At 68.3% G+C, this 25,033-nt stretch carries 21 protein-coding genes and 2 pseudogenes; 9 read left to right on the plus strand and 14 right to left on the minus strand.

Annotation, left to right across the window (positions count from 1 at the left end; translation table 11 throughout):
• Positions 1–135: 135 nt before the first annotated feature.
• Positions 136–825, minus strand: a complete 690-nt coding sequence (gene rplA / locus CA606_RS03510; RefSeq protein WP_096052368.1) for a 50S ribosomal protein L1 — start codon at positions 823–825, stop codon at positions 136–138.
• 4 nt (positions 826–829) lie between these two features.
• The gene (gene rplK / locus CA606_RS03515) at positions 830–1,261 is read right to left on the minus strand and encodes a 50S ribosomal protein L11 (RefSeq protein ID WP_058346464.1); all 432 of its coding nucleotides are present in this window, start codon (positions 1,259–1,261) and stop codon (positions 830–832) included.
• A 225-nt stretch (positions 1,262–1,486) separates the two neighbouring features.
• Here rplK and CA606_RS20510 point away from each other — a divergent pair.
• Together CA606_RS20510 and CA606_RS19855 are read left to right on the plus strand one after the other, a co-directional pair.
• Positions 1,487–1,621: pseudogene (locus CA606_RS20510) on the plus strand (hypothetical protein); the annotation flags it as partial.
• An 81-nt stretch (positions 1,622–1,702) separates the two neighbouring features.
• A pseudogene (locus CA606_RS19855) lies at positions 1,703–1,831 on the plus strand (hypothetical protein); the annotation flags it as partial.
• Positions 1,832–1,847: 16 nt separating this feature from the next.
• On the opposite strand, the gene CA606_RS03520 reads toward CA606_RS19855, so the two are convergent.
• Positions 1,848–2,483, minus strand: coding sequence for a 2-hydroxychromene-2-carboxylate isomerase (locus CA606_RS03520; protein WP_181242764.1), 636 nt, complete (start codon positions 2,481–2,483; stop codon positions 1,848–1,850).
• The gene (locus CA606_RS03525) at positions 2,480–3,217 is read right to left on the minus strand and encodes an SDR family NAD(P)-dependent oxidoreductase (RefSeq protein ID WP_096052365.1); all 738 of its coding nucleotides are present in this window, start codon (positions 3,215–3,217) and stop codon (positions 2,480–2,482) included. Before CA606_RS03525 ends, CA606_RS03520 begins: the two co-directional genes overlap by 4 nt.
• Before the next feature lie 94 nt (positions 3,218–3,311).
• Here CA606_RS03525 and CA606_RS03530 point away from each other — a divergent pair, with 94 nt between their 5' ends.
• Positions 3,312–3,770, plus strand: a complete 459-nt coding sequence (locus CA606_RS03530; RefSeq protein WP_181242765.1) for a winged helix-turn-helix transcriptional regulator — start codon at positions 3,312–3,314, stop codon at positions 3,768–3,770.
• 198 nt (positions 3,771–3,968) lie between these two features.
• On the opposite strand, the gene CA606_RS03535 is transcribed toward CA606_RS03530, so the two are convergent.
• Genes CA606_RS03535 through CA606_RS03545 form a run of 3 tightly spaced genes read right to left on the minus strand, consistent with a single transcriptional unit; the run spans position 3,969 to position 6,763 of the window.
• Positions 3,969–5,498, minus strand: a complete 1,530-nt coding sequence (locus CA606_RS03535) for a cryptochrome/photolyase family protein (RefSeq protein WP_096052364.1) — start codon at positions 5,496–5,498, stop codon at positions 3,969–3,971.
• A gap of 12 nt (positions 5,499–5,510) precedes the next feature.
• Complete coding sequence (gene chrR, locus CA606_RS03540) at positions 5,511–6,149, minus strand: cadmium/peroxide/UV radiation responsive anti-sigma factor ChrR (RefSeq protein ID WP_096052363.1); 639 nt, start codon at positions 6,147–6,149, stop codon at positions 5,511–5,513.
• The gene (locus tag CA606_RS03545; RefSeq protein ID WP_010918534.1) at positions 6,146–6,763 is read right to left on the minus strand and encodes a sigma-70 family RNA polymerase sigma factor; all 618 of its coding nucleotides are present in this window, start codon (positions 6,761–6,763) and stop codon (positions 6,146–6,148) included. The genes chrR and CA606_RS03545 overlap by 4 nt, the downstream gene beginning before the upstream one ends.
• Before the next feature lie 171 nt (positions 6,764–6,934).
• On the opposite strand from CA606_RS03545, the gene CA606_RS03550 reads away from it, so the two are divergent.
• Positions 6,935–8,368, plus strand: coding sequence for a S41 family peptidase (locus CA606_RS03550; protein ID WP_096052362.1), 1,434 nt, complete (start codon positions 6,935–6,937; stop codon positions 8,366–8,368).
• A 39-nt stretch (positions 8,369–8,407) separates the two neighbouring features.
• Here the strand turns inward: CA606_RS03550 and CA606_RS03555 are convergent, their stop codons facing one another.
• Together CA606_RS03555 and CA606_RS03560 are read right to left on the minus strand one after the other, a co-directional pair.
• Complete coding sequence (locus tag CA606_RS03555; RefSeq protein ID WP_096052361.1) at positions 8,408–8,779, minus strand: DUF6491 family protein; 372 nt, start codon at positions 8,777–8,779, stop codon at positions 8,408–8,410.
• 166 nt (positions 8,780–8,945) lie between these two features.
• Positions 8,946–10,247 carry a DUF5690 family protein gene (locus CA606_RS03560; RefSeq protein ID WP_096052360.1) on the minus strand — a complete coding sequence of 434 codons (1,302 nt, stop codon included), beginning with the start codon at positions 10,245–10,247 and terminating at the stop codon, positions 8,946–8,948.
• A 207-nt stretch (positions 10,248–10,454) separates the two neighbouring features.
• On the opposite strand from CA606_RS03560, the gene CA606_RS03565 reads away from it, so the two are divergent.
• Complete coding sequence (locus tag CA606_RS03565) at positions 10,455–12,785, plus strand: PAS domain-containing hybrid sensor histidine kinase/response regulator (protein ID WP_096052359.1); 2,331 nt, start codon at positions 10,455–10,457, stop codon at positions 12,783–12,785.
• Positions 12,786–12,854: 69 nt separating this feature from the next.
• Here the strand turns inward: CA606_RS03565 and CA606_RS03570 are convergent, their stop codons facing one another.
• Both CA606_RS03570 and fdxA read right to left on the minus strand, forming a co-directional pair.
• Positions 12,855–13,358, minus strand: coding sequence for a CarD family transcriptional regulator (locus CA606_RS03570; protein WP_024265581.1), 504 nt, complete (start codon positions 13,356–13,358; stop codon positions 12,855–12,857).
• 351 nt (positions 13,359–13,709) lie between these two features.
• Positions 13,710–14,051 carry a ferredoxin FdxA gene (gene fdxA / locus CA606_RS03575; protein ID WP_096052358.1) on the minus strand — a complete coding sequence of 114 codons (342 nt, stop codon included), beginning with the start codon at positions 14,049–14,051 and terminating at the stop codon, positions 13,710–13,712.
• 264 nt (positions 14,052–14,315) lie between these two features.
• On the opposite strand from fdxA, the gene CA606_RS03580 reads away from it, so the two are divergent.
• Positions 14,316–16,400, plus strand: coding sequence for a putative bifunctional diguanylate cyclase/phosphodiesterase (locus CA606_RS03580; protein ID WP_096052357.1), 2,085 nt, complete (start codon positions 14,316–14,318; stop codon positions 16,398–16,400).
• Between the two features lie 124 nt (positions 16,401–16,524).
• Here the strand turns inward: CA606_RS03580 and CA606_RS03585 are convergent, their stop codons facing one another.
• Positions 16,525–16,818: an RNA-binding S4 domain-containing protein gene (locus tag CA606_RS03585; RefSeq protein ID WP_096052356.1), complete on the minus strand. Its 294-nt coding sequence runs from the start codon at positions 16,816–16,818 to the stop codon at positions 16,525–16,527.
• A complete protein-coding gene (locus CA606_RS03590; protein WP_096052355.1) occupies positions 16,815–19,382 on the minus strand; it encodes a helicase-related protein in 2,568 nt (855 codons plus the stop codon). The genes CA606_RS03585 and CA606_RS03590 overlap by 4 nt, the downstream gene beginning before the upstream one ends.
• 166 nt (positions 19,383–19,548) lie before the next feature.
• On the opposite strand from CA606_RS03590, the gene CA606_RS03595 reads away from it, so the two are divergent.
• Complete coding sequence (locus CA606_RS03595; RefSeq protein ID WP_181242766.1) at positions 19,549–21,423, plus strand: ATP-binding protein; 1,875 nt, start codon at positions 19,549–19,551, stop codon at positions 21,421–21,423.
• A gap of 145 nt (positions 21,424–21,568) precedes the next feature.
• Complete coding sequence (locus CA606_RS03600) at positions 21,569–22,696, plus strand: ChaN family lipoprotein (RefSeq protein ID WP_096052353.1); 1,128 nt, start codon at positions 21,569–21,571, stop codon at positions 22,694–22,696.
• A gap of 10 nt (positions 22,697–22,706) precedes the next feature.
• On the opposite strand, the gene CA606_RS03605 is transcribed toward CA606_RS03600, so the two are convergent.
• The gene (locus tag CA606_RS03605; protein ID WP_096052352.1) at positions 22,707–24,353 is read right to left on the minus strand and encodes an amidohydrolase; all 1,647 of its coding nucleotides are present in this window, start codon (positions 24,351–24,353) and stop codon (positions 22,707–22,709) included.
• Between the two features lie 82 nt (positions 24,354–24,435).
• On the opposite strand from CA606_RS03605, the gene CA606_RS03610 reads away from it, so the two are divergent.
• Positions 24,436–25,011, plus strand: a complete 576-nt coding sequence (locus CA606_RS03610; protein WP_096052351.1) for a methylated-DNA--[protein]-cysteine S-methyltransferase — start codon at positions 24,436–24,438, stop codon at positions 25,009–25,011.
• Positions 25,012–25,033: the final 22 nt, after the last annotated feature.

The following is a 25,033-nucleotide window of genomic DNA, read 5'->3' on the forward strand; positions in this document are numbered from 1 at the left end:
TACGCTTACTAAAACAGGTTGGCTTAGAGCCTTCCGCTTCAAAACGGAATCGTTTTGAAGCGACAAGAAGGCTCTAAATCATAGACTTAGAGCGTGACTGGCGCCGAAACCGGTTCCCACTTTCGGCGTCACGCTCTAGGCGCCGATCGAGCTGATGTCGACCTTGAAGCCCGGGCCCATCGTCGACGACAGGCCGACGCGCTTGATGAACACGCCCTTGGCGCCCGAGGGCTTGGAGCGGTTCAGGGCTTCGATCAGAGCCTTGACGTTGATCGCCAGGGCTTCGTCGGTGAACGAGGCCTTGCCGATGCCGGCGTGAACGATACCGGCCTTTTCGACGCGGAACTCAACGGCGCCGCCCTTGGCGTCCTTGACGGCCTGGCCGACGTTCGGGGTCACGGTGCCGACCTTCGGGTTCGGCATCAGGCCGCGCGGGCCCAGCACCTTACCGAGGCGACCGACCAGGGCCATCATGTCCGGGGTCGCGATGACGCGATCGAAGTCCATGAAGCCGCCGGCGATCTTTTCGTACAGGTCGTCAGCGCCGACGTGCTCGGCGCCCGCCGCGGTGGCTTCGGCCGCCTTGGCGTCCTTGGCGAACACGGCGACGCGGACGTCACGGCCGGTGCCCGAGGGCAGGTTCACGACGCCACGGACCTGTTGGTCGGCGTGACGCGGGTCGACGCCGAGGTTGACCGAGATTTCGATGGTCTCGTCGAACTTGGCCTTGGCGTTGGCCTTGACCAGGGCGATGGCGGCTTCGACCGAGTGGGCCGCGTCGCGGTCGCCGGTCCAGGCCGTGATGCGCTTGGGTTGCTTAGCCATTGGATTAGGCCTCCACGATCTTCAGGCCCATGGCCTTGGCGGAGCCTTCGATGATCTTGGCCGCAGCCTCGATGTCGTTGGCGTTCAGGTCCTTCATCTTCTTTTCGGCGATTTCGCGCAGCTGGGTGCGCGTCACTTCGCCGACGGTCTCACGACCGGTCAGCTTCGCGCCCGACTTCAGACCGGTGATCTGCTTCAGGTAGTGCGTCGCCGGGGGCGTCTTGGTGATGAAGGTGAACGACTTGTCTTGGTAGACGGTGATCACGGTCGGCAGGGGGGTGCCCTTTTCGACGTTTTCGGTGCGCGCGTTGAACTCCTTACAGAAGCCCATGATGTTGACGCCGCGCTGACCCAGAGCCGGGCCGATGGGGGGCGAAGGCGTGGCCGAGCCAGCCTTCACCTGGAGCTTGATGTAGCCCAGGATCTTCTTAGCCATAGTGTCCTCACTGGTGAGCCGTGGTGCGGGCTTGGCGTCCCTCCCACGGTTTTGAACCCGCCATCACCCCGAACGGATAACGACGAGCACGCCCCAGGACGAGGTCCGGGAGCGAGGCGCGGCGTGTAGCAGGCGGGGGGCGGGGAGTCTAGGGGGAGGGGACATAGGGGAATCCCTCTCTCTTAGAGAGAGGGAGGGGCCCGCGCCGCAGGCGCGGGAGGGTGAGTGGTTAGGAAGCTAGCCGTAGCTCTACAAACCATCCAGCCGCCTTTCGTCCCTGCCCTGTCCGGAAAGAGCGTACCCACTCACCCTCCCACCGCTTCGCGGCGGGCCCCTCCCTCTCTCCATGAGAGAGGGATTCTCGTGCGCGTCACGCCCGCCCTGCGATCATCTCGCCGTGAGATGAAGGATGGCTCTCCGCTCCGGGGAGAGGTCTCTGATCGGCCCGCGCCCCCCTCCGTCTCGCTGCGTATCCGCAGCGATCCACCTCCCCCGCAAGCGGGGCAGGAGGGCGGTGGTTTCCTCCTCACCCGTGAAACGGGGGAGGTGGCGCGCGGCGCAGCCGCGTGACGGAGGGGGCGCTGCGCTACCCCTTCGCCAGTTCCGCCTCGACCTGGCCCAAACGCTCCTTGCCGAAGAAGATCTCCTCCCCCACGAAGAAGGTCGGAATGCCGAACGTCCCCCTCGCCACCGCCGCCTCGGTGTTGGCCACCAACTCAGCCTTCACCTCCGCGTCACCCGTCGCGGCCAGCAGCGCCGCGCCGTCTAGGCCGGCGGCGTTGGCGGTGGCCACGAACACCTCGGGATCGTCCAGTTTCAGCCCGTCCTCCCACATGCCCTTCAGCATCGCCTCCAGATAGGCCTCGCCCACGCCCATCCGCTGGGCGGCGATCATGCCGCGCATCAGGAGCAGGGTGTTGACCGGGAAGTGCGGGTTGAAGCGGAAGGCGGTCAGGCCGTGGGCGGCGATGAAGCGCCGGGTCTCCAGCATCTCGTAGTCCATCTTCCCCTTGACGCCGCCGAAGGCGATCATCGGGGCCTGGTTGCCGGTGGCCTTGAAGATGCCGCCCAGGAGGCACGGGATCAGCCGGACGCCGGCGCCCTGGCGCGCGGCGATCTCCGGCAGCAGCTTCCACGACAGGTAGGCGTTGGGGCTGCCGAAGTCGAAGATGAAGTCGATAGACTTGTTGGGGGTCTTGATGGTCATGTCGGGGCTCCTCACCAGCTCTCGGACCAGGGGCGCAGATCAAGCTCGTGCGTCCAGGCCGAGCGCGGCTGGTTGTGCAGGTGGACGTAGTTCAACGCGATGTCGGCGGGCTTGAGGATCAGGTCCTGGTCCAGGAGGTCGCCGACCTCGCCGCGCATCGAGCGGATGAAGACCCCGTCGATCGCGCCGTCGACCACCACGTGGGCGACGTGGACGCCCTTGGGGCCCAGCTCCCGCGCCGCGCTCTGGGCCACGGCCCGCAGGCCCGCCTTGGCCGAGGCGAAGGCGGAAAAGCCCTCCTTGCCGCGCAACGAGGCGCTGGCCCCGGTGAACAGGATGGTGCCCCGGCCGCGCGGGACCATGACCCGAGCCGCCTCGCGCGCCGCCAGGAAGCCGGCGAAACAGGCCATCTCCCAGACCTTGCTGAACACCTGGGCGGTGGTCTGCGTCAGGTCGAAGCGCACGTTCGCGCCGATGTTGAAGACTACGATCTCCAGCGGGCCGATCTCGGCCTCGATGCGGTCGACGAGGGCGATCATGTCGGCCTCCGCGCGGGCGTCGACGCCGAAGGCGTAGGCGTCGTGGCCGCCGGTTCTGATTTCAGCCGCCAGGGCCTCCAGCTGGTCCAGGTGCCGGGGCCGCCGGGTCATGCAGACCGTATAGCCCTCGGCTGCGAAGGCCTTGGCGATGGCGCTTCCCACCCCGTCGCCCACGCCCACCACCAGGCACGCGCCCTTGCTAGCCGCCATCGTCGTTTCCTCCGTGTTCTGGAAGCAAGTTCGTATTGAATCTGTACGGAGTCAAATGCAGAATGGCCCTGACCCGAAACGACGTGAGCCGCCGATGAAGTGGGACGATCTCTCCGCCCAGCCGTGCTCGATCTCGCGGGCCCTGGCCGTGATCGGCGATCGCTGGACGCTGATGATCCTGCGCGACTGCTTTCTGGGCGTGCGGCGGTTCGAGCTGTTCCAGAAGCGGCTGGGCGTCTCGCGCACCATCGTCACCGACCGCCTGCGCACCCTGGTCGAGGCGGGCGTGCTGCGGCGGGTTCCGTACCAGGACCATCCGGTGCGCCATGAGTACCGCCTGACCGAGAAGGGGCTGGACCTGCACCCGGTGGTCATGGCCATCGCCCACTTCGGCGACATCCACTACGCCGGGGCCGAGGGGCCGCCAGTGCTGCGCCGGCACAAGGGGTGCGGCTGTGACTTCCACCCCGTGCAGGTCTGCTCCGAATGCGGCGAGCCGGTCAGCGCCCGCCAGGTCGAGGCGCGGGCGGGGGCGGGTTTCCCGACGCCGTAGCGCCGTGTTCCTTCTCCTCCCCCTCTGGGGGAGGGGGACCGCCGAACGGCGGTGGAGGGGCCAGCCGAGCCGGCTACGCCTCTGTCAGATCAGAACAGGCCTATCCCGCCAGCCACAGGATGGAACCCCGCCGCACAAGGCCCCCTCCACCCGCGTTCGCGGGTCCCCCTCCCCCGATGGGGGAGGAGAGGGGCGCTGCTATTCGGTGACGCCCATCTTCACCCGCAAGGCCTTGGCCTGCTTGCGGAACGCCTCGCGCTCGGCGTCCGGCATCTTCTCCAGGGTGCGCAGCGGCATCATCATGCGGCCGTTGCCGGCCAGGCGCTGGGCGTGGCGGTCGATGAAGTCCCAGTAGAGGGCATTGAAAGGGCAGGCGTCGTCGCCGAGCCGCTTTTTCACGTCGTAGCGACAGCTTTTGCAGTAGTCGCTCATGCGGTCGATATAGGCCCCGCTGGCGGCATAGGGCTTGGAGCCGACAATGCCGCCGTCGGCGAAGGTGGCCATGCCGCGGGTGTTGGGCATCTCGACCCACTCATAGGCGTCGGCGAACACCACCATGTACCAGTCGTCCACCGCGTCGGGATGCACGCCCAGCAGCATGGCCAGGTTCCCCGTCACCATCAGCCGCTGGATGTGGTGGGCGTAGGCGTGGTCGCGGACGGCGCGGACCGCGTCGGCGACGCAGGCCATGTCGGTCTGGCCGGTCCAGTAGAACCCCGGCAGCTTGCCCTGCGCGTCCAGGGCGTTGCGCTGGGCGTATTCGGGCATTTTCAGCCAGTAGACGCCACGCACGAATTCGCGCCAGCCGATGATCTGGCGAATGAAGCCCTCGACCGCGTTCAGTGGCGCGCGCCCCTCGCGCCAGGCGGCCTCGGCGCGGCGGCAGATGTCCAGCGGGTCCAGAAGGCCGATGTTCAGGGCCGGCGAAATCAGCGAGTGCCACAGGAACGGCCGCTGCCAACTCATCGCGTCCTGCCAGTCGCCGAAGCTTGGCAGCATGTCGGCGATGAAGTGGTCGAGGATCGCGGTGGCCTCGTCCGGATTGGTCGGCCAGCCAAAGCCCTTGGTCTCGCCGAAGTGGTCGTCGAAGCCGCGCGACACCTGCTTCAGCACCGCCTGCGTCGTCGGATTGGGCGGGATCCGCAAGCGCTCGGGCGGACGCAGGCCCGGCGGGAGCTTGCGGCGGTTCTCGGCGTCGAAGTTCCAGCGTCCGCCGGCCGGCTGGTCGCCGTCCATCAGAAGGCCCGTCTTGCGCCGCATCTCGCGGTAGAAGAACTCCATCCGCAGCTCGCGCCGGCCCTCGGCCCAGGCGGCGAACTGGGCGCGCGAACAGAGAAAGCGGTCGTCCTCGCGGGTTTCCACCGGCACGGGGAGATCAAGGCCCAGCAGGTGGCTCTCCAGCCCCCATTTGCCGCAGGCGGTGCGGATCACGCGGTCGAAACCGCCGGCGTCCAGCGCGCGGCGCAGCTCGCCGCCGATCGAGCCGGTGTTGTCGGGATCTTCAAGTGTGACGTAGCGCACATTGAGCCCGCGCGCGCGCAGGCGCTCGGCGAACTGGCGCATCGCCGACCAGACGATGACCAGCTTTTGCTTGTGGTGCTTCCAGGCCGTGGCCTCGACCCGGCTTTCGACCATCAGCACCTGGTCGCGCGACAGGTCCGCGTCCGCCAGGGCCGACAGATTGTCCGACAGCTGATCGCCCAGCACCAGGCGTAGGGCGCCAGCCATGTCGTGTCTGGCCTAGAGCTTGACGAACGGCGCGAGCAGCTTGCCCATCCGGCCCGGCAGCTGGATCTGGCCGTCCAGGGCCGCCACGCACAGGCAGGGCTTACTGGAGACCACGCGCGGCTGGTGCAGCACGCTGGGGTCGGCTTCCTCGAAGTCGCCTTCCTCGAACACGCCGCTCTCGGTGGCGTAGGCGCCCTCGATCACGCAGGTCAGCTCGACGCCGCCATGGGTGTGACGCGGCGTGGACTGGCCCGGCGCGATCTTCAGCAGGATCACCCGGCAGTCGCCGTCGCGCGGACCCAGGACGTCGCGGACCCGCACGCCCGGACCCAGCCAGCGCCAGGGGCCCAGCTCGAAACCGCGCAGCGGCGCGGGCAGGGTGGGGTCGGTCCGGTCCGGGTGCGGCATGGGCGCCGGGGGCGCGGGCGCGTCCAGCAGGGCCAGGGTCTTGTCGAGCGCGCCGGCGTCCAGGGTGCTGGGCTCCAGGTCCTCCAGCACGCCGCCGCCGACGGCCTGGCCAAGGTCGGACCAGACGCGGGTTTCGGGACGCAGGGCCAGGTGCGTGGCCACGACCACGGCTTCGGGCGGGCTCAGGGTGCCGGCGGCGTAGGCCAGCAGACGCTCTTCACTGGGGAGACGACGCAGGCTCACGACGCGACTCCCGCCTCGCGCTCGATAAAGGCGCGCAGCTTCATCATGCCAAAGCGGATCCGGGCCTTGACGGTGCCCAGGGGCACGCCCAGCGCTTCGGAGATCTGACTGTGGGTCTGTTCCTGGAAGAAAGCCATTTCGATTGCTTGGGACTGGTCGGGGTTAAGGGTTTGCATCGCGGAGCGGACGATCTGGGCGTCCTGCATGCCGCTGAGGATGGCGTCGGGTTGGGGGGGCTCTTCGGCACCGAGGTTCAGATCCACCGCGTAGAGGGCCGATGAGCCACGACGCAGGCTGTCGATCCGCAGGTTCCGGGCGATGGTGAAGATCCAGGCGGCCGCCGAGGCGCGCTTGGGATCGAAATAGTGGGCCTTGCGCCAGACCGCGAGCATGACCTCCTGGGCCAGCTCCTCGGCCGCCGACGGCGTGGAGCCGCTGCGCACCAGCAGGGTCTTCACCCGGGGCGCATAGTGGGCGAACAGCTCGGCGAACGCGGCGCGGTCCTGCGACTGCGCGATCCGCGTAATCAGCGCGCCGCCGTCATACTGTGCAGCGCTCACGCGTGAGCCGCCGCGAGATCGAGACTGAGCGTGTCCTGTCGCATACATGCCCACTATACGGAGCCTTGGCGGGAACGGATGACTCAAGTTCCGCGTACGCGATGTTTTTTTTGCTATGAGGTCTTTGGGACTTGGGCTGACTGTCATGCCGGAGCCTTCGGCGTCATGCCGCAAGCGACGCGATGAAAGCCGCGACGTGCCAAAGCTTCCAGGCCTGAGCCCTTCATGTCGCTGACTCTTGATCGCCGCCGCCTGATCGCCGGCCTCGCCGTCGCCCCGCTCGCCGCGCCCACCGACCTGCCCGCCGATGCGGTTGCCGAGGATGTGCGGCTGCTGCGTCAGGCCTATGAGGCGCTGCACCCCGGCCTGCTGCGCTACAACACCGCGAAGGTCATGGCGGGTCGCTTCGAGCGGCTGCAAGGCGCGGGGCGTGTCAGCCTGGAGCGGTTCTATCTGGATGTGTCGCGGCTGCTGACGACGGTGCGCTGCGGCCATACCTACGCCAACTTCTACAATCAGCGCGGGCCGATCCGCGCGGCGTTGTTCGAGCGCGCCGATCGCGTGCCGTTCCAGTTCGTCTGGCTGGGCCAGCGTATGGTGGTGACCGCCGATCCGTGGGGCCTTGGCCTGTCGCGAGGCGACGAGGTTGTCAGCTTCAACGGCGTTCCGGCGGGCCGCATCCTGGAGGCGCTGATCACCTTGGCGCGAGCGGACGGCGGCAATGACGGCAAGCGCCGGGCCCTGATGTCCGTTCAGGGGCTGGACGGCTATGAAAGCTTCGATGTCTTCTACCCGCTGTTGTTCGGCGCGCGAACGCGCCACACGGCGGTGGTCGAGGGCGCTGACGGGCGTCGCCGGACGCTGGTCGCGCCGGCGGTGTCGCTGGAGCAGCGTCGCGCCCAGCGTCCGCCCCGCATGGACGCCCGGGGTGACGCCCCCCTCTGGACCCTGAGCCGGCAAGGCGACGCGGCGATCCTGACCATGCCCACCTGGGGGCTCTATAATTCGAAGTGGGATTGGCGCGGCTGGCTGGACCGGGAGATCGACGCCTTGATCACCCAGAACGTTCCGCGCCTGATCATCGATATCCGCGACAATGAAGGGGGGCTGGACTGCGGCGATGCGCTCATCGCCCGCCTGATCGACGCGCCGTTGCGCAAGACCTTCCAGCGCCGGTTGACCCGCTACCGCAAGATCCCTGACGCGCTTCGGCCCCATCTCGACACCTGGGATCGCAGCTTCGATGACTGGGGCGCCGACGCGCAGCCGCTTGATGAGCGCTTCTTCACCCTCAAGCAGGGGGGTGACGAGGGCGGCGTCATCGCGCCCAAGGGGCCGCGCTATGGCGGGCAGGTGCGAGTGCTGATCGGGCCGCAGAACAGCTCGGCGACCTTCCAGTTCGCCAATCTGATGCGTCGCGAGCGCCTGGGCGCGCTGATCGGCGAGACGACAGGTGGCAACCAACGCGGCATCAATGGCGGGGCGTTCTACTTCCTGCGGCTGCCGCGGACGGGCGTCGAGGTCGACTTGCCCCTGATCGGGACGTTCCCCCTGACGCCTCAGCCCGACGCCGGTGTGACGCCCGATATCGTTTCGCCCAGGAGCCGCGAGACCCTGGCCCGGGGCGCGGATCCGGCGATGGCCGCCGCCCTCGCCTGAGATCTGGCGCCTGAGGTCCGGCGCCTGAGGTCTGGCCGGTCAGCGCTTGCTGCGCTTGGCCTGGATCTCTTCGGGCGTCAGCTTGCGGATGTGGGTGACCGGGTAGCGCTGGATGCCGATATCGCCGGGCACGATGATCGTCGCGTCCGTCCCGGCGCAGACCCACGAGCCGCCACGCGCCTGGATGCCCAGATTCATCGTCCAGTCGATGTCGGGCGAGGGGGCGAACAGGGTTAGCCGGTAGACGTTGCGTGGACTGACCGAGACGTCGACCGTCTGATCGTCGATGACATTGAAGCCGTTGACGTCTGAAGCGCGGAAACAGGCGCGTTCGGCCTTGGGTTCCGCCGCCAGGCTGGGCCCGGCGACCAGCAACGCGCAGAGCGCGGCGGATACGGTCAGGATACGCATAGGGTTCACTCCAAAAAGGGGCCCCGACCCGCATAGTCTGGCCTCGGAGCGTGGCCGGCTCAAGGCATGACCCGCCCAGACCCCGACGATGGCTGCGTCGCGCTCTAAATCAAACACTTAGAGCGTGACTAGCGCCGAAACCGGTTCCCACTTTCGGCGTCACGCTCTAGAGGCTCTTGAGCAGGCGGTTGGCGAAGAACAGGCCGATCAGGCCAAGGCCGCAGGCTAGGTACGCGCCGTTCGCCAGGAACTGTCCCCAGGCGATGTCGAGCTTGGCGAACGACTTCACCAGCAAAAGCGAGATGCTGCCGATATAGCCAAACGAGTCGGCGACATAGATCAGGAAGCCCGCCGTGCCGATCTTGCCCGTGGCGGCGATCATGCGGTCGAACAGCATGGCGTTGAACGGCGTGTAGCCCATGTAGAGGCCCGCCCCGGCCAGCACCATCCACCAGACGGGACCCAGCCACTGCAACTGATAGGCCAGGGTCGAGGCGCCCAGCAGCACGAAGCCCAGGGCCACGAAGCCCAGGTTGAAGGCCACGGCCCGGCGGTTGTCCTTGACGCCCATCAGCGCGGCCAGGCCTAAGAGCACGATGGCCGCGACGGGAAGCTCCGACAGGGTGAAGATCGCGGCGGCGTTCTTGAAGCCAAGCTCGGCCCAGATCTCGGCCGAGAAGTTGTCGCGGAAGTCGCGCAGGGCCGTCAGGATCATGTAGACGGCGATCAGCAGGATCAGGGCCGGGGCGTGGGCGGCGAACAGGGCCGCGCGGTCCTTGGCGTTCATCGGCGCGCGCTTGACCCGCTCGGCCTCGTCGGCCGGCGTGGGCGGCGGCAGCTGAGCCAGGGCCAGCACCGCCACCAGCATCAAGGGCGCGAAGATCAGGCCCGAGACGAACGGCATCCATTTCTCGTCGATGTTCGCCAGCAGCAGCATCTTGCCCACCGACTTGGCCACGCCCGACGACAGGATGAAGCTGGCGCACAGCATCGCCCCCAGCACTTCCGTCAGGCGGCGGCCCTCCAGAAAGCCGAACACCAGGCCCCAGATCATGCCCAGGCACAGGCCGTTCAGGTACATCGCCAGGGGGCCGATCACCGTGGGCACGGTTCCAAACAGCAGCAGCGACAGCTCGGCTCCGAAGATCAGGGCCAGGATGGTCACGGCCCGTCGGCCGGCCTGCATCTCGGAGATCACCTTGACGCCGATGAACTTGGCCGTGGCGTAGCCAGCGACCTGGGCGATCACGAGCGCGATCTTGAAGTCGAACGCGAACGGCCAGCCCTCGGTCTGGGCGTAGGCCGCCGCCGTAAAGGGCTTGCGATAGCCGAACATCGCGAAATAGACCGCGAACGACGCCAGGCCTCCGTAGAGCGCGAACAGCCAGGGCGGCGCCGAGGCCAGAAAGCGGGTCACGACGCCGCCGGCGGCGACATCGCGGCCGGGCGGATCGGTCGCTGGGGTCATGCTGCTTCGCCTCGATGCCTGCGCCAGCGCTCAGCTAGCCCGCTTCGAACAGGCCGAGCAATCAAACACTGGGGGCGGCGACGCTTCAGGTCGAGGTTGAGTAATCACAGGTCATGGCGCGGTGATCGGACCGCCGCGCCGCGACGCATTGTCGCAACCCGCCAATATAACGTGGTTGTTCAGGTTTTCCGGGGCGATGTGCGGGCGATGCCGACGCCGTTTCCGCAAGATATCGACGCCTTGAGGGCCAGCGAGGCCTTCTTCCGCCTGTTGACCGAACAGGCCGGGGACGTGATCAGCCGTCACCGGCTCTCGGGAACCGACCACTATGTCTCCCCGGCGGTCGAACGGATGATGGGGTGGACCGCCGAGGAGATGCTCGAGGCGGGGTTCAAGGCGTTCTATCACCCCGATGACACGCCGGCGGTCTACGAGGTCTACCAGCGGATGCGCGCGGGCGCTGAACAGTGCAGCGTGCGGTATCGCGGGCGCAGGAAGGACGGCCGCTATGTCTGGCTGGAGAGCCATCTCAGCCTGGTGAGAGACGAGCGCGGCGCGCCGTCTGAACTGGTGGCCGTCACCCGCGACATCGACGCCAGCATGCGGCTGGAAGAAGAGGCGCGGCAGGCGCGTGAGGCCGCGCGCGAAACCCAGCAACGCGCCATGCTGGCCGAACAGGTGGCCCAGGTCGCGTTCTGGCGCGTGGATCTGGTGACCAACGACGTCTATCTGTCGCCGCGCTTCCGCGAAATCTACGGCTGGACCCAGGACGAGACCGTCTCGCTGGGCGCGGTGCTGAGCCGCTTCCACCCCGAGGACCGTCCGGCGGCGCGCGCTTGGGTCGACGAGCATCTGCGGACGGGAGAGCCGTCACGCAATCGCATGGACCGCATCATCCGGCTGGACGGCGAAGTGCGCCATATCGTCGGCAGTTTCGAGTTCGACTTCGGCGAAGACGGGCGCCCGATCGCGATGTCCGGCACCACGGTGGACGTCAGCGATCTGGTCGCCGCCCAGCAAAGCCTGGCCAAGACCGAGTCGCGTTTCCAGGATCTGGCCAAGGCCACGCGCGACATCGTCATCGAGGTCGACCGGCGCGGCAACATCCTCTTCGTCAGCGCCGCCGTCGAGGCGGTGCTGGGATATACCGAGGCGGAACTGCTTGGGCGCAAGGCCGCCAAGCTGACCCATCCCGACGATCTGCCGCGCCTGGTCAAAGGCTTTGGTTCGGTGCTGATGGATCCCGACGCCCTGCCGCCCACGCTCGAAGCGCGGGCGCTGCACAAGGACGGTCACTGGATCTGGCTGCAGGGGCGTCCGGTGTTCAACCGTGTGGCGGGACGCATCGAGGGCGTTCTGCGCGACATCAGCGAATACAAGCGCGCGCGGGACGAGCTGGCCGCCGAACAGGCGAGGGCCGAGCAGGCGCTGGAGGCCCGGTCGGCGTTCCTGGCCAATATGAGCCACGAACTGCGCACGCCCCTGACGGCGGTGATCGGGTTCGCCGCCCTGGTCGAGGGGCTCGATGATCTGCCCGGACTGGCGCGGGACTATGTCGGCCGGATCTCCACGGCGGGCAAAGCCCTGCTGTCGGTCATCAACGACGTCCTGGAGATGTCCAAGTTGGAGACGGGGCAGGTGCAGGCGCATCTGGCCCCCTGCGCCGTGGCGCCGCTCCTGGACGATACGGTCCGGATGTTCGCCCTGCACGCGGCCGAGAAGAGCCTTCAGATCGGCGTGCGCATGGTCGACCCGCCGCCGCGCGTCCTGATGATCGATCCTGACCGCGTGCGGCAGGTGCTGATCAATCTGATCGGTAACGCCATCCGCTACACCGACATCGGATCGATCACGATCGAGGTGATTTGGCGCGGCGAACTGGAAGAGCTGTTCATCGCGGTGAAGGACACCGGCATCGGCATCGATCCCGCCGATCAGGCGCATCTGTTCAAGCGCTTCTCGCAGATCGAATCCGCGCGCGCGCGCTCACGCGGCGGTTCGGGGCTGGGGCTGGTGATCAGCAAGGGTCTGGTTGAGGCCATGGGCGGGCGCATCGGCGCCAGCAGCAAGCCGGGCGAGGGCAGCACCTTCTGGTTCGCGATCCCGGCCTCAGGACCGCTTCGGGACGAGGACGCCGGCCCGGCGCCCGAGCCGATCTTTGAGCCCGTGCGGTCGGGCGGCCGCATCCTGCTGGCCGACGACAACGCGCTCAATCGTGAGATGACGCGCGCGATCCTCGGGGTGTTCGACGCCGAGGTGGTCGAGGCGCGTGATGGGCAGCAGGCGGTGGAGGCCGCGCGCGTTCAGGCCTTCGATCTGATTCTGATGGATATCCGCATGCCGGTGCTGGATGGGCTGGACGCCACACGCGCCATCCGCGCCGAACCTGGGCCCAACCAGGGAGCCCCAATCCTGGCGTTCTCGGCCGACATGGACTTCCAGCTGTCCGACATCTTCGATGGCCTGGTGCGCAAGCCGATCACCGCCGCCCAACTGATCCAGGCCGTGGCGGGCGCGCAGCGTTCCGTCGCGATCTGAGGGAGCGGTCAAACAAAAACGCCCTCCGCTGGGCGGAGGGCGTCTTCTAAATCGTTGGCAGAGCCTAGATTAGGCGGCCTTGACCAGCGACTTGGTCAGGATGCCGATGGCGGCTTCGCGGTCGATGCGCTCGATGGCGGCGACTTCGCGGGCCATGCGGTCCAGGGCCGATTCATACAGCTGGCGTTCCGAATAGGATTGTTCCGGCTGGTTTTCGGCGCGGTGCAGGTCGCGGACCACCTCGGCGATCGAGATCAGGTCGCCCGAATTGATCTTGGCTTCGTATTCCTGGGCGCGGCGCGACCACATGGTGCGCTTCACGCGGGCGCGGCCCTTCAGGGTGGTCAGCGCCTGGCTGACCGTGCCGCCTTCGGCCAGCGGACGCAGGCCGGCCGTCTTGGCCTTCTTGGTCGGGACGCGCAGGGTCATTTTTTCGTGGTCGAAGGTGATGACGTAGACTTCGAGCGACATGCCGGCCACTTCCTGGGTCTCGATCGCCTGAATGCTGCCCACGCCGTGCGCGGGATAAACGACGTGATCGCCGACCGAGAATTCCAGACCAGTCTTGCTCATGTTCGTCCTCTTCAATACGGACCCGCGGGGTCCGAACGCCGTCATCATTCCCAAACCAAAGGCGACAGGTTCCCGCTCCGCGGAATACGGAACGCGGGGCTAAGCCTGTCAGGATTTGGAATAGACCTCTAAGACACCCTTCGCCTTCGATCGGGCGGGCCGGTTCAAATGGGTTTTCTGAAACGGCTTCTTCGACAAGACGGACCGTCGCGAACGAGCGCGGCTGTCACGTCGTCGAAGACAATAGCATAAAATTAAGCCCCTTGAAAGGGTTGCGTCCTGGCGCGCGGAAAGGCGTCGCCAAGCTTTCGCGGGGCGGTCAAGCTTGGCGCTTGAGAAATCGCGTGGGGATCAGGAGCCCTTGCCGGGTTTTTCGCTGAAGTACTTCTCGTACTTGCCGGTCTCGCGCTCGAAATCCTCGCGGTCAGCGGGCGGCTCGCCCTTGACCGTGATGTTCGGCCAAACCTTGGCATAGTCGGCGTTGATCTTCAGCCACTTGCCGTCGGCCTCGTCCTCGGTGTCCGGCTTGATGGCGTCGACCGGGCATTCGGGTTCGCAGACGCCGCAATCGATGCACTCATCGGGATTGATGACGAGGAAGTTCTCGCCTTCGTAGAAGCAATCGACCGGACACACCTCCACGCAGTCCATGAACTTGCAGCGGACGCAGGCGTCGGTGACGATGTAGGTCATCGAAAACTCGGTTGAGATCGGGCGGAGTTCGGCGGGCGCGTTTTCGAAGTCTGGGGGCCGCTTGTCAATGCGGCTTACTCTCGTATTGGCTCAGGAATTCTGATCGCCGCGCCAGAGCGCGCGCATTTCTGGGGCGGCGGCCCGGCGGCGCCATGCCGCCTCCGCGACAATCGGTTACCCGCGTGAAAACCATTTCTTATCGAACGAACGGAATTATGCCGCCTGGGAAACGCCCAATAAAAACAATGTCGGGAATCCGACTTTATGAAGATTGAAGCCTTGGCTGTCCGACGAGAGGTGAAGGTCGAACACGGTGAACGCGCCCTGGGCAGGGCGCGGGCGCGGGCGTTCGGCGAGTTTATCCGAGAGATGCCGTTCGCGGCCGCGCTGCTGGATCGCGACCTGTCGCTGGTCGCGGTGAGCCGTGATTGGGCCGCGCAGGGGATTGCGCCGGACCTGGCGATTGGCGGCGAGGCGGCCGCCGGCGGTCTGGTCACATCCCAGGATGCGGCCGCCCTGCTGGCCTGCGCCGAGGAAGGTCTGGCCTTCTCGCGCTATCTTCCGGTGACGGACGAGGCGGGCGTTCAGCGGGTCTGGCGCACCGAGTTCAGCGCCTGTCGCGAGGGCGATGCGACCTATGCGGTGATGGTCACCGCGCGGGACGTCACCGGCTACGCCGAAAGCGTGCTGCGCGCCGAGCGCGACCGCCAGCGGCTGACCATGGCGCTGGAGCTCGACGATCTTCTGGTGCGCGAATACGACCTGCGGACCCGGCAAACCTACTTTTCCGGCCACGCCCCCGAACTGCAGAAGTACTGCACGTTCAAGGAGGACCCGCTCGAGATCGTCCATCCCGAGGACCGCCAGCGCTGCGCCGATCTGGTGGCCAGCCGCAGGCTGGGCGAGGCGCGGGTCTTCGAGTTCAAGCTCAAGCGCGACGACGGGGTCGAAACCTGGGTGCGCTCGGTCGGCAAGGTGTTCATCGGCCAGGACGGTCAGCCCGAGAAGCTGGTGAACCTGTTCAAGGACATCACCGACCGCCGCCGCCAGACCGAGGCGATCGAGACCCTGGCCTTCAAGGACCCGCTGACGGGCCTGCCCAACCGGACCCTGTTCCAGCACCGCTTCCAGGAGGCGGTGGCGGCGTCGGAGACGCTGGGCGAGATGTTCGGCCTGATCATGATCGACGTCGATCACTTCAAGGACATCAACGACACCCTGGGCCACGACGCCGGCGATGCTCTGCTCAAGCGTCTGGCGGGCATGCTGCAGCACGCCTTCCGGGCCGGCGACACCGTCGCGCGCCTGGGCGGCGACGAGTTCGCGGTGATCCTGCGGGGGCTGCACAGCGAGGCCGACATGATCCGGCCGATCGAGGCGCTGCAGGATCTGTTGCGGCGCCCGATCCAGCACGGCGGGCGCAGCTTCACCGCCAGCGCCAGCATCGGCGCGGCCCTGCACGGCGATCCCGACGCCGACCCGGCCCATATGATCAAGAACGCCGACATCGCCCTCTACCGGGCCAAGGAGGCGGGACGGAACCGCAGCATCGTGTTCGAGCCGTCGATGCGGTCCGAGGTCGAGCAGCGCCTGGAGCTGCTGCGCGACGTCCGCGCGGCGCTGACCGGGGGCGAGTTCACCCTCTACTACCAGCCGGTGGTCGACATCCGCGAGAACAAGGTCGCCGGCTTCGAGGCCCTGATGCGCTGGGTGCACCCCGAGCAGGGCGTGCTGACCCCGGCCCGCTTCATGGCTGCGTTCGAGGATCAGGACCTGTCTTTGAAGCTTGGCGACGTGGCGTTCGAGGCGGCGCTGAAGCAGATGCGCGCCTGGCTGGACGAGGGCGTCGACTTTGGCCGCGTGGCCGTCAACATCAGCTCGGCCCAGTTCCGCAGCGGCCGTCTGGCCGAAGAGATCCAGGAGCGCCTGGCGCGCTGGCACGTCCCCTGCGAGCGCCTGACCATCGAGGTGACCGAGAACGTCTATATGGGCTGGGGCTCGGACCTGGTCAGCGAGACGGTGCGCCGCCTGCACGAGGCGGGGGTGATGATCGCGCTGGACGACTTCGGCACCGGCTACGCCAGCCTGGCCAATCTGCGCCAGTTCCCGATTGATCGCCTGAAGATCGACAAGTCCTTCGTCCAGAACGGCGAGGACGAGGCCATCGTGAAAGCGGTGATCACGCTGGGCTCCTCCATGGGCATGAAGGTGGTGGCCGAGGGCGTCGAGGACGCCGAGCAACTGGAAGCCCTGGCGCGCTACGGCTGCGATCAGGTCCAGGGCTACCACTTCGGCCGCCCCATGCCGGCCGGTGAGGTGGCGGGGTTTCTGAAGGGGGTTGGGGGGTAGATCTCAATCCTCCCCCTAGCGGGGGAGGCGGCCGAAGGCCGGAGGGGGAAGTGCTTGAGCGCTTGCCTCTTCCCTCTCCGTCGGCTGCGCCGACACCTCTCCCCTAGGGAGAGGATTTGCCGCGCTACTCCACCGCCTCGTAAAGCCCCCGCGCCTCGGTCGCCGGGCCTCTGCGCTCGCCGCAGTCCAGCACCCGAACCGCGATCACCCGGCCGGCCAGGCCAAACACCAGCACGTCGCCGGGCTTGACCGTGCGCGAGGGCTTGTCGATGCGGCTCTCGGTCCCCGCGCGGGTCAGGCGGATGCGGCCTTCCTCGACGAACCGGGCGGCCAGCGAGCGGGTCTTGAAGAACCGCGCCCGCCACAGCCAGACATCGGCCCGGACCGCATCGTTGATCGCATCGTCGTAGGCCGTCATGACGCGGCCTGTTTCGGCGCCTTGGCCGCCGCCGACTTGCGGCGACGCGGCTTCTTGCGGCGCGCGGGCGGAGGCGGCGGCTCGGTCAGCTTGGCGAGCGCCGCGAACGGCGAGTCGGGGCGGGCCTTGACGGGCTTCTGCTCCAGCTTGGCCGCGCCGCGTCGTTTCCAGACGATCGGCTGGTCGGGCTTGGCGCGGATGGCCGGCGTGTAGTCCAGCGCGCGCAGCACGGCGGCGGCCTGCTTGTCGGTCCAGCCAAGATCGGCGAGCGCCGCCTCGGTCAGCACCACGCCCCCGTGTTGCTGGGCGGTGCGCAGCAGGGCGTCCAGCTTTTCCAACTGCTCCACCGGAACGCTGAAGCCCGCCACCGCGCGCAGGCCGCTGGCCGACAGCTCGCGCGCGCTGGGCTCGGGCGAGGGCAGCGTCTCCAGCGTCGTCAGGGCCCCGCGCCAGCCGGCGGGATTGAGCGCCCGCGCGCAGGCGATGGCCTCGGCGCGCAGCACACCCGGACAGAACAGGCTGAACGCGCCGATCCGCACGCCCAGGCTCTTGAGCGCCCGACGCTCGGCCTGGCTCAGCGCCTTCAGCTCCGGATCGACCGGGCGCTTGTCCAGCACCCCGCCGGCCTCCAGCAGCCGGTGGGCGACGCCCCTCGGCAGGCCACGCAGTTCGCCGCCGGCCAGAGCGCGCTCCAGCTTGCGCAGCGGGGCCAGATGGCGGTCGACCTCGCCGGCCAGGAAGGCGTCCAGCCGCCGCTCGGCCCGCTCGCGCACGGCGGCGGGGCCAAGCTCGCCCAGCAGGCGAGCGCGCGGCGACAGCAGGGGCAGGTCGCGGCGCACGGCCCCGGCCACCTCGCCGCGCCACAGGATCGCGCCGTCGGGCGTCAGGGCGAAGGCGTCGTCGGCCTCGCTGGCCAACAGGCCCAGGCGCCGGGCGATCTCGGGGCCGACCGCGCGCTGGGCGGCGTTGCGCAGGGCCTTTTCCTCCAGCGGCGAGGCGCCCTTGGCCGGGGTGAAGGCCACGCCCGACAGGTGGCCGACCACATGGCCCTCGACCGTCACCTCGCCGTCCTGGCCAACGCCAGCATAGAGCGTCTCGCGCTCGCCCAGTTGCTTAAGGAGCACGCTGGTGCGCCGGTCGATGAACCGGGCCATCAGCTTTTCGTGCAGGGTGTCGCTGATCCGGTCTTCCAACTGGCGGGTCAGGCCCTGCCAGTGGGCGGGATTGGCCACCCAGTCGGGGCGGTTGGCGATATAGCTGAGCGTGCGCACGCCCGACAGCCGCGCGGCCAGGCTGTCGATCTCGCCGTCGGTGCGGTCCAGCGCCTTGAACTGGCCGCCCACCCAATCCTCGGGCAGGCGCTTGCGGCCCGTGGTCAGGTCGTCGAACAGGGTGCGGGCCATGCGCTGGTGGTCGTCGTCGGTGGTCTTGCGGAAGTCCGGGGTCTGGCAGACTTCCCACAGGCGGATCAGGGCCGAGCGGTCGGCCTTGCAGCGCTTGATCACGTCCTCCTGCTGGGCCAGGGCCCGCAGGGTGCGCTCGTCCAGCGCCTCGTCCGACAGCTTGAGCGCGCCGCGCTGGGGCGTCTCGGCCAGCGAGCGCAAGAGGCCCGGCAGCGAGCCGAAGTCGAGGCGAGCGTTGCGCCATTCGGCCTGGGTGATCGGCTCGAAGGTGTGGCTTTCGACGGCCTCGACCAGGTCCTCGTCGATCTCCTCGCAGTCGCTGGTGACCCCGAACGTGCCGTCGCGGGTGTAGCGGCCCGCACGGCCGGCGATCTGGCCGACCTCCTGCGGATAGAGCCAGCGGGTGCGCTTGCCGTCGAACTTGCGAAGGCCCGCGAAGGCCACGTGGTCGACATCCATGTTCAGGCCCATGCCGATGGCGTCGGTGGCCACCAGGAAGTCGACCTCGCCGGACTGATAGAGCGCCACCTGGGCGTTGCGGGTGCGGGGGCTCAAGGATCCCATGACGACGGCCGCGCCGCCGCGTTGGCGGCGTATCAGCTCGGCGATGGCGTAGACCGCGCCGGTCGAGAAGGCGACGATGGCCGTGCGGCGCGGCAGGCGGGTCAGCTTCTTGGAGCCGGCGTAGGAGAGGTTGGAAAACCGCTCGCGGCTGACGATCTCGGCGTCCGGCAACAGGCGGCGAACCAGCGGGGCCATGGTCCCTGCGCCCAGGAACATGGTCTCGAACTTGCCGCGCGCGTGCAGCAGGCGGTGGGTGAAGATGTGGCCGCGCTCGGGATCGGCGCACAGCTGGATCTCGTCGACGGCCAGGAACTCGACCTCGCGGCCCAGCGGCATGGCCTCGACCGTGCAGACGAAATAGGCCGCGCGAGCCGGGACGATCTTTTCCTCGCCGGTGATCAGCGCCACAGCCGCCTTGCCGCGCAGCTTGACGACGCGGTCGTAGATCTCGCGGGCCAACAGGCGCAGCGGCAGGCCGATCATGCCCGAGGCATGGCCCAGCATCCGCTCGACCGCCAGGTGCGTCTTGCCGGTGTTGGTCGGCCCCAGGACCGCAGTCAGCTTTGACGGGGCCAGGCCGGTCGAACGGTCGCTCATGCCCCGAAAGTGGGGCGGGAATCGGGGCGGGGCAAGCGCGGGGGCGGTGAGGCGGGTGGCGCGCGGCCACCCGCGACCTGTCGTCGCACCCGGCCAGAGTTCATCTCTTTGTTCAGTCTTGCCGCCCACACAGTGTGGCTTGGTTCTAATTGCCGGATTCGAACGAATGACTGTGGGCGCGCCCGCCGACTCCTTGCCACGCGGCAAGCGCCGTCTTGAGGCGCAGATTGTCGGCGTGGCGTTGCTGTCGACCATTGTCGCCCTGTTCGCCGCCTTCTCGGTCTATCAGTGGCGGAACTGGCGGGTGGATCGCGAGGCCCTGGCCCACGAAACCCTGGTCATGGCCGATGCGCTGGCGCGGTCCGCGCACGCCCATGTCGCCCGCGAGGAGGTCGCGGCGGTCGACACCATCCGAGAGCTCATCGCCGCCAGCGATCGCAAGGTCGCGGTCGCCTACGCGCCGAAGGGCGGGCGCGAGGTCCGGTTTTCAAGCCAGGGCGCGACCTTCGGCCCGCCGCCGGTGAAGCCCGTGACGGCGCCGGAGTTCCACTATCGCGGCCTTCAGCTCGAGGCCTTCGCGCCGATCCGAGTGGACGGCGAACAGGTCGGCGCCATCGCACTGATGGTCGATGGCCAGGACCTGCTGATCTCGCGCTTCGTCAATATCGCCATCGCGCTCTTCCTCTCCGCCGCGGCCCTGGTGGGGGCCGGCCTGATGGCCCGGCGCCTGACCCGCCAGGCCTTGGCGCCGCTGAGCGCTCTGGTGAAGGCTGTCGATGAAGCCGCCACCTCCAAGGATTTCAGAGCCCGGGTTCCTGTGGCCCGCGACGACGAGCTGGGCCTGTTGACCCATCGCTTCAATCACCTGCTGGCGACGCTGGAGAGCTACGACGCCGATCTGAAGAGCGCGCTGCGCGAGGCGACGCTGGCGCGAGAGGCCGCCGAAGGCGCCAACCGCCTCAAGGAGCAGTTCCTGGCCAATATGAGCCACGAGCTGCGCACGCCCCTGAACGGCGTTCTGGGGATGAGCCAGTCGCTGCTGCGCGAACCGATGGTTCCCTCCCAGCGCGAACGCGTCGAGCTGATCATGAGCTCGGGCTCGGTGCTGCTGATGCTGCTCAACGAGATTCTCGACCTTTCGGACCTGGAGCGCGGCGCCATCCGGCTGGAGAGCAAGCCGTTCGACCTGGCGACGACCGTGGGCGAGGCCTGCGATGCGGCCGTGCTCATGGCCGAGGACAAGGGCGTTGCGCTCGACACCGAGATCGACCCGCACGCCGCCGGTCGCTGGCTGGGCGATGCGCGACGGCTGCACCAGATTCTCTACCATCTGGTCGCCAACGCCCTGAAGTTCACATCGGCCGGCCATGTGCGCGTCAAGGCGTCGGCGCATGATGGCGAGCTCATCCTGTCGGTCACCGATACGGGCATGGGGATCGACGCCGAGACGCTGCCCCGCCTGTTCGAAGCGTTCACCCAGGCCGACGCGGCGTCGACCCGCGCCATCGGCGGCGCCGGGGTGGGTCTGAGCATCTGCCACCGCCTGGTGGGCCTGATGGGCGGCCGGCTTGAGGCTAAGAGCGAGGTCGGACGCGGCAGTGTGTTCACCGTCGCCTTGCCGATGGGCCGCGACAGCGCGGCCGAGCCCGCCGCCGGCCAGGACGCGGCGTTGCGCGTGCTTGTCGCCGAGGACAACGAGGCCAATCAGCGCGTCGTGCGGACGGTCCTTAATGCGCTGGGGATCGATCCGGTGATCGTGGCCGACGGCGAGGCGGTGGTGCGGGCCTGGAGCACGGGCGCCTGGGATCTGGTGCTGATGGACATCCAGATGCCTCTGAAGAACGGCGTCGACGCCACGCTGGAGATCCGCCGGCTGGAAGCCGAGCGCGGCCTTCCCGCCACGCGGATCGTCGCGCTGACCGCCAACGCCATGCCGCACCAGGTCGAGACCTACAACGCCGCGGGCATGGACGGCGTCGTCCAGAAGCCGATCATGATCGCCGAGCTTCAGGCCGCGCTGGTGCGTGACCGCGCCGCCTGATCAGCGTTCTTGAGCCAACGCCGTCCGCGCGTCACAGGCTGTAGAAGCCGGCGTTCCGGGACTTGCAAGCGCTCTGGATGTTTCCATCCGGAGGCAAAGGGCTTTAGCCTTCCGCGCGTTCGCCCTCGTCGCGTGAAGGAACGCCATGCCGAAAGCTTCCAGATCCCCTCGCGCCGTCCGCGCGAGTTTGGCTGCGCTGGCGGCGCTCACCTTCGCCGCGCCCGCCGCCCTGGCCCAGCCGGCGCCGTCCCTGAAGGCCGTCGGGGATCGCCATCAGCTGTCGCAAGGGCTGGCGGACTTCTACGACACCGCCTTCGTGCTGAAGGACGTGCGCACGGGTCAGCCTCGCGTGGCCAGTTTCGCCGAGATGGCTAAGATGCTGTCGACCTACGACGTCGTGTTCTTTGGCGAGAGCCACCGTCACCCGGGCGTCCACCTGCAGCAGCAGAGGCTGTTCCGGGCGCTGGTGGAGCGGCATCCGCGCTACATTCTTTCGCTTGAGCAGTTCGAGCGCGACACCCAGCCGGTTCTGGACGCCTATCTCGCGGGCAAGGTCGGTGAGAACGCGTTGAAGGAGAAGGGGCGGGCCTGGGACAACTACCCCACCGCCTACCGGCCTCTGGTCGAGTACGCTCGGACGCGCGGCCTGCATGTGATCGCCGCTGAAGCGCCGACCTGGGCCGTCGTCTGCATCGGCCAGTGGGGACCAGAGATCCTAGCGCGCTTCACGCCGGAAGAGCGCGCCTGGGTGGCGCGCGACCTCAATCCCGGAACCGGCGCCTATCGCGCCAAGTACATGCGCTTCCAGGCCGGCGCGGCGGCCCACGGCGGCGGCGCCAGCCAGTCGCCCGAGGCCCTGCTCAAGGCCGAGCGGAGCCTGGCCGGCCAGACCGCTCGCGACGACACCATGGCCGAGTCGATCCATCTGGCGCTCAAGGCGCACCCTGGCAGCAAGGTGCTGCATCTGAACGGAAACTTCCACAGCGCCGGCTTCCTGGGCACGGTCGAGCGCCTGAAGCTACGGGACCCGGCGCTGAAGATCGCCGTCATCGATCCCCTTGAGGTCGAAGACCCCAAGGCCCCGTCCTTGAAGACGGCGGACCTGGAGAACGGCAGCGTCTTGCAGTTGGTCTATCCCAATCCCCCGACCTTCGCGCCGGGCGAGGACATGAGCGAGTGGGTTCGCGCCCTGATGAGCAAGCGCAAGGCCAGCGTCTGCAAGTACGCCCCCCAGCCGGCGTCCCCGCCGGGGGGCGAACCTACCAAGCCTTGAGAGCCGGCGGCTACTTCGAGAACACCACCTTGCCGTTCACCACCGTCAGCACCGGCTCTGCGGTCAGGATGGCCTTGGGCTCCACGGTCATCAGGTCGCGGTCGAAGGCGGTGATGTCGGCCTTCTTGCCGGCTTCCAGGGTGCCCAGCTCCTTTTCGCGGAACACGGCGTAGGCGGGGGCCAGGGTCAGCATCTTCAGGGCTTCCGCCCGGCTGACGGCCTGGTCGAGATGCCAGTCGGCGTTGGCGAAACCGTCCAGGCTGTGGCGATAGACGGCGGCGTAGAACTCGATGCGCGGATCGCCGACCTCGACCGGGGCGTCCGAGCCCGCCGCCACCACGACGCCGGCCTTCAGGAAGTCGGCCCAGCGATAGCCCTCGTGCAGGCGGGCCTTGCCCAGGCGCGCCGGGGCGAAGAAGAGGTCGCCGATCGCGTGGCTGGGCTGCATCGAGGCGATGATCCCCAGCTTGGCGAAGCGCGGCACGTCGGTGTCGGCGACGATCTGCGAATGCTCGTTGCGCCAGCGCGCGGCCTTGGCCTCGGCGCCCAGGCTCTGCTCGAACCAGTCCAGCACCAGGCGGTTGCCGCGATCGCCGATGGCGTGCATGGCGACCTGGGCGCCGGCGGCCTTGGCCCGCTTCATCAGCGCCAGACCCTGCTCGGGCTGGGTCAGTTGCAGGCCAAGCGTGTCGGCGTCGCTATAGGGCTCCAGCAGGGCCGCGCCGCGCGAGCCCAGGGCGCCGTCCATATAGAGCTTGATGCCCTGCACCCGGATCAGGCCGGTGGCGTCGGTCTGCGGCCCCTTGGTCAGCACCTCCTCGGCGCCGCTGGGGTCCATGTAGTTGTCGATGCGGATGTGGAAGGTCCCCTTCGCCGCCTCGTCGCGCAGCAGGGAAAGGTCCTCGGCCATGACGCTCATATTGGCCATGCCCGTCCAGCCGCGCGCGGCGTAGAGCTGGCCGGCCTTGCGCAGGGCCTCGCGCTTGAGGGCCTCGTTCGGCGGCGGAATGACGTTCCGCACCAGGGCCTGGGCGTAGTCGATCAACATGCCGTCGGGCTGGCCGTCAGGACCTTTGAGGATATCGCCGCCGGGGGGCGGGACGGTGGCCGCCGTGATCCCCGCCTTGGCCAGGGCGGCGCTGGAGGCCACGCTGGCGTGACCGTCCGAGCGGCCCAGCACCACGATCCGTCCCGGCGCGGCGGCGTCCAGATCCGCCTTGGTGGGGAAGCGCTTCTCGGGCCAATGGGTCTCGATCCAGCCCCGACCCGAGATCGGGCCCTCGGGATGGGCGGCCGCATAGGCCTTCACCGCCGCCACCAGTTCGGCGACCGACTTGACCTGGTCGAGGTTCAGGGTCAGCTCGCGCAGGCCGACGCCCGTCAGGTGGGCGTGGGCGTCGACAAAGCCCGGATAGGCCGCCGCCCCCTTCAGGTCGATGGCGCGGACATCCTTGGCGGCCTTGGCCTTGGCGGCGGCCAGCGGGCCGACGAACAGGATCCTGTCGTCGCGGATCAGCACCGCCTCGGCCTTGGGCGCGGCCTCGACGCCGGTGTGGATCGGACCGCCATGGATCAGCAGGTCGCCGGCCCAGGCCGAGCCGAGCGAGGTGGCGGCCAGCAGGGCGGCGGCGAAGGCGGTGGAGGCGAGGCGACGCACGGGCGTTCTCCGAGAACAGCAAGATTTGGAAAACGTACGGCGTGCTCCTGCCAAGTCGCAACAGGCCTGCTAGTTTTTTGGCATGACCACGCAGGGTTTTACCCTTTTCGACACCGTGATCGGTCGCTGCGGCCTGGCCTGGGGCGCGCGCGGCCTGATTGGCGTGCAATTGCCCGAGACCACGCCCGGCGCGGCCTGGGCCCGGCTGCGCAAGCGCTTCCCCGACGCGGTGGAGGGCGAGCCGCCGCCGGAGGTCGAGACCGTCATCGATCGCATCCGCGACCTGCTGGCCGGCGGCCGCGACGACCTGGCCGACATCGTCTTGGACGTCGAGGGGCAGAGCGCCTTCAATCTGCGGGTCTACGCGATCGCCCGGGCCATCACCCCAGGCGACACCTCGACCTATGGCGAAGTGGCGCGGGCGATGGGCGAGCCGGGCGCGGCGCGGGCCGTGGGCAAGGCCCTGGGCGAGAATCCCTGGCCGATCGTGGTGCCGTGCCACCGGGTGCTGGCGTCTTCGGGCGGCATGGGCGGTTTCTCGGCGCCCGGCGGCAGCCAGACCAAGGCCCGCCTGCTGACGATCGAGAAGGCGCGGACCAGCGCCGCGCCGACCCTGTTTGACCTGCAGTTCTCGGTGGCCCCGCCGCGCGGCGGGTAGGGGGCGTCCCTGCGTCCTTCGA

Source organism: Caulobacter vibrioides (assembly GCF_002310375.3).
Classification (GTDB): domain Bacteria; phylum Pseudomonadota; class Alphaproteobacteria; order Caulobacterales; family Caulobacteraceae; genus Caulobacter; species Caulobacter vibrioides_D.